The sequence below is a fragment of the Brasilonema bromeliae SPC951 genome, assembly GCF_012912135.1.
Taxonomy (GTDB): Bacteria; Cyanobacteriota; Cyanobacteriia; order Cyanobacteriales; family Nostocaceae; genus Brasilonema; species Brasilonema bromeliae.
This window is the reverse complement of sequence record NZ_QMEB01000223.1, coordinates 1-4,205: the sequence shown is the minus strand read 5'-3', so window position 1 is coordinate 4,205 and position 4,205 is coordinate 1. Positions and strand designations below refer to the sequence as shown.

Annotated in this window: 5 protein-coding genes; 3 read left to right on the top strand and 2 right to left on the bottom strand. The window is 43.9% G+C overall.

From position 1 onward, the window contains the following. The 3 genes from DP116_RS22710 to DP116_RS22700 all read left to right on the top strand — a co-directional run. On the top strand, positions 1 to 1,155 hold a 1,155-nt coding region (locus DP116_RS22710; protein WP_211173449.1), incomplete at its 5' end, for a HEAT repeat domain-containing protein. A gap of 68 nt (positions 1,156 to 1,223) precedes the next feature. After that, positions 1,224 to 1,754, top strand: coding sequence for a helix-turn-helix domain-containing protein (locus DP116_RS22705; protein WP_169157331.1), 531 nt, complete (start codon positions 1,224 to 1,226; stop codon positions 1,752 to 1,754). Further along, positions 1,751 to 2,326, top strand: a complete 576-nt coding sequence (locus DP116_RS22700; RefSeq protein ID WP_246275753.1) for an IS630 family transposase — start codon at positions 1,751 to 1,753, stop codon at positions 2,324 to 2,326. The genes DP116_RS22705 and DP116_RS22700 overlap by 4 nt, the downstream gene beginning before the upstream one ends. A gap of 86 nt (positions 2,327 to 2,412) precedes the next feature. On the opposite strand, the gene DP116_RS22695 is transcribed toward DP116_RS22700, so the two are convergent. Together DP116_RS22695 and cbiT are read right to left on the bottom strand one after the other, a co-directional pair. Continuing rightward, complete coding sequence (locus DP116_RS22695; RefSeq protein WP_169157330.1) at positions 2,413 to 2,907, bottom strand: hypothetical protein; 495 nt, start codon at positions 2,905 to 2,907, stop codon at positions 2,413 to 2,415. Between the two features lie 262 nt (positions 2,908 to 3,169). Beyond that, positions 3,170 to 4,205, bottom strand: a 1,036-nt coding sequence (gene cbiT / locus DP116_RS22690) for a precorrin-6Y C5,15-methyltransferase (decarboxylating) subunit CbiT (protein ID WP_169157329.1), incomplete at its 5' end; no start/stop codon positions are given.

The following is a 4,205-nucleotide window of genomic DNA, read 5'->3' as shown; positions in this document are numbered from 1 at the left end:
AACGATGAAGATTCTGGTGTGCGTAGGAGGGCGGCTCAGGCGTTAGAAAAAATCGGGGATTCCACAGCAGTCACTGGACTGATTCAAGCTTTAAACGATGAAGATTCTGATGTGCGTAGAAGAGTGGTTGGGGCGTTAGTAAAAATCGGGGATTCTACAGCAGTCACTGGACTGATTCAAGCTTTGAACGATGAAGATTCTGATGTGCGTAGGAGTGCTGCTCAGGCGTTACGAAATATCACTAGTCCTGAAAAACTACCAGAATTGACTCATTTTTTATTAACAACCACAGAAACCCATCTACTAAATATAATCTCTAACATTCAAGATCGTTGCAAATTCTACAACTACACCCTAACTCAACCACCTCGCCCACAACCAACACCCACCTCTATCTCCATGACTTACATTCTCCATCTCTCCGACTTGCACTTTGGCACGCTTGAAAATGCAGATTTATGGTGTAGCCAACTCGCAGATGATCTCAAGATAGAACTCGATCGCTCCCGCCTCGATGTCCTCATCCTCTCCGGTGACATTGCTAACAAATCCACCTCAGAAGAATACGACGCAGCCAAAGAGTTTTTAGACAAACTCTGCCAAGAATTCCAACTCAAGCAAGAGCAAATTGTCATCGTTCCTGGTAACCATGACCTCAATTGGCAATTCTCAGAAGATGCTTACACACCACATAGGCGCAAAAACTATCAAGGTCAACTCAAACCAGGAAGAGATATTGATGGTGGTGACTACATCGAAGTTCGAGACGAAGAAAAATATAAACAGCGCTTTGCCCACTTCAGCAAATTCTATGAATCCATCAAACACCAACCCTATCCTTTAGAGTATGACGAGCAAGGCATTTTGCACCACTTCAAAGAACAAAACATTCTCGTCTTGGGGCTAAATTCTGCTTGGGAGTTGGATCACCACTACAAATCCCGCCCTAGCATCAACTCCTCTGCCCTCAGCAAAGCCCTTAACTCTATCCGCCAAAATCAAGAATATCAAAACTGCCTGAAAATCGCAGTTTGGCACCATCCCCTCGACAGCCCCTACGAAGACCCTCCGGGTTCGCCAGATGCCTACGGAGGGAAACCCTCCTGCAGCACTGGTCTCACCGTATCAAAGAAAGCGATTTTCTACAACGTTTAGCTGTCATACCATTTCACGAAAAGTATGATACATATAATTCCAGGGGCATTAATTAATAACGAACAAAAATGTGTAGGGTTCTCAAGCTGGATATAAAAGAACAGGCGTCTGAACTTCAAATGCTGTTGAAGCAACAAAAAACAGCTTCAGGGAAAGAAAGAATCCAAGTATTATATCTACTCAAAACGCGTCAAGTTGAGACAGTACAACATCTTGCAGTGCTAGTGGGCAGAGGTAGGATAACAGTACAAAGGTGGTTAAAACTTTACAGACAAGGAGGATTAATCAGTCTGCTCGACCAAAAAAAGAGTCCTGGGCGACCAAAAACTATCCCGCTCGAAGTGCGATTGCGCGGAGCGCAGACGCCTGAAGGCGTATCGCATCTTCAAAAAGAACTATCTCAAAGCGAAGGATTTAAAAGTTACGAGGAAATCCGTACTTGGTTGAGAGCATCCGAGGGCATCGAAGCATCGTACAAAGTCGTTCATGAAGTAGTACGTTACAAGCTAAAAGCGAAGTTAAAAACACCACGTCCTTGTAGTATAAAGCAAAACAAGGGTGTGGCAGAGGATTTTAAAAAAAACTCCCATCTTGGTTGAAACTCATCAAGAAATACCTGATATCACCGTCAGAAAAAAACCGAAGAATTCGTTATTGGTGTGGAGATGAAAGCAGATTTGGTCTTCAAACCATACCAGGAAAATTAATCACACTCAAAGGAGTTAAACCTATAGGCTTAACTCAATGGAAACGAGATAACTTTTACCTATATGGTGTAGTCGAACCAATGAGTGGAGAGAACTTCATTCTTGAATTCTCGCATTTAGACACAATGTGCTTTCAAATATTTTTAGAAAAATTTGCAGTAGAATATCCAGAGGATTTACATATTATCCAAGTCGATAATGGCGCATTTCATTTCAGCAATTATCTAAAAGTACCGTCAAATATCATTCTACTGTTTCAGCCGGCACATTCACCGGAAGTCAATCCGATTGAACGTTTTTGGGAAGAAATTAAAAAACATTTGAGTTGGGAATGCTTCCAGACTTTGAACGAGTTACAAGAAGCCGTATGGAAACAATTGAGTAAATTCACAACATCTCAAGTCAAATCTATTGCGGGATGGGATTTTATTATCAACGCTCTATTTGTATCAGGCTTTTCGTGAAATGGTATGAAACAGCCCTCCCTATTCGCCCCATCTCTAAAACTGAACGGAAACTTTCGTCATCATGCACTAGTGAAATGTGCGCGTCAACGCATCATATCATAGATACCTTTCACTTCGCCGCTACGAACTCTATTAGCTAGAGATTGGAGCGCATTGGCATCATCTATTCTGCCTTCTTCTCGCATACCAGAGACACCCCTTTCTAGATTGTCTGCGGCTTTTCTTCGGTTTGCTGCAAAATCAATCTGATCTACGTTTTTGATAGCGTCTTCAGCTTCTTGTACTCGTTTTGGGTCTTTGAAACCCTGTGCCCTTGACTTTGCTTTACCAAATAAACGAAGCGCTTCCTCCTTGCTAAAAGCGCGCCATCCATTCATCATCAACTCAGAATAAGGTGCGTTGTCTTCTGTCATCACCAGTTGTTTTTTTGATCTGTGCGGCGGCTGAGAAGCGATTTGAGCATTTGACGTGGTGGGTGTTGCTTGTGCGGCAAATGATGACAAAGCGAGCAATGCTGATATTCCTAACGAACTGGCGAAACCTATCAGTAAGGAGGTCAATACTATTACTAATTTCATGCAATTCACTCCATTGAAATTAAAATCTGTTCAATGAACAGAGCTCTGTTCAAAGAGACTTTCCATAGAGTTTTATGTTGCCACTTCTTCTACAATGACTATATCTTCATATTTATGGGTAATACATGGCATTTTTACATCATATTTTGCATATTTTTTTTAGAAAACAACCCCAAAAAAAGCTGCTTGACCTGATACACGACACAATCCAAATCAAGCATTATCCACTTGATACATAACTCGAAAGGATACTCGCTTCCAACTACTTCCTCACCACCCACTGCGTCACTGGCACCATCGGCTTCCACCCCAAAAACCCGCCAATGGGAGCAGCCCGTTGCACAGCAACACGAATCAACTCTCCACCTACCTGATTGTGCCATTGCAACAACTTCTGCTCACTTTCAATCGTCACAGCATTAGCAACAAAACGCCCACCCGGACGCAAAGCTTCCCAACACACCTCGAATAAACCTTCTGTTGTTGCACCACCACCAATAAAGATGGCGTCGGGTTGAGGCAAGTCTTTGAGTGCGGCGGGAGCTTTGCCTGCAACAATTTGTAAATAAGGTGTACCAAGAGCGGAGGCGTTGTCAGCAATATATTGTAGTCGGGTGGAGTTTTGTTCAATGGCGATCGCCCGACACCGAGAATGACTCCGCATCCACTCAATACCAATCGAACCACACCCCGCACCCACATCCCATAACAACTGTCCTGGTGTGGGAGCTAAAGCAGAAAGTGTTATTGCTCGCACTTCACGCTTAGTCAACTGTCCATCATGATGATAGGCATCATCTGGTAGTCCTGCCAGCCGAGATAACGGCACGACTCCAGCATCGATAATACACTCTACAGCGATGGTGTTTAAATCAGCTATTTCTGTTGTTCTCCATGATGCGGCTGTGCCTGCGATAATTCTTTCCTGAGAACCGCCCATGTGTTCTAGGACGGTAATTTTGCTACCACTAAAACCACGCTTTGTCAAGATATCAGCGACAATTGCCGGGGTTTCCTTTCCTTCACTTAAAATTAGAAGACGTGCTCCTGGGTAGATAGCGGTTTGGATGAGAGCAGGGGGACGAGCGTTTAAGCTTAATGTCTCTACTTCGGTGAGTGACCATCCTAGTCTGGCACAAGCAAGGCTGAAGGATGAAGGGGCGGGGATGATAGTCATCTCAGAAATGGGTATGTGGCGGGTAAGAGTGACACCGATACCAAAGCACATGGGATCGCCACTTGCCAAGACGCACACAGATTGACCCCGGCGACGGAGAATTTCTTCTATAGAATGACTG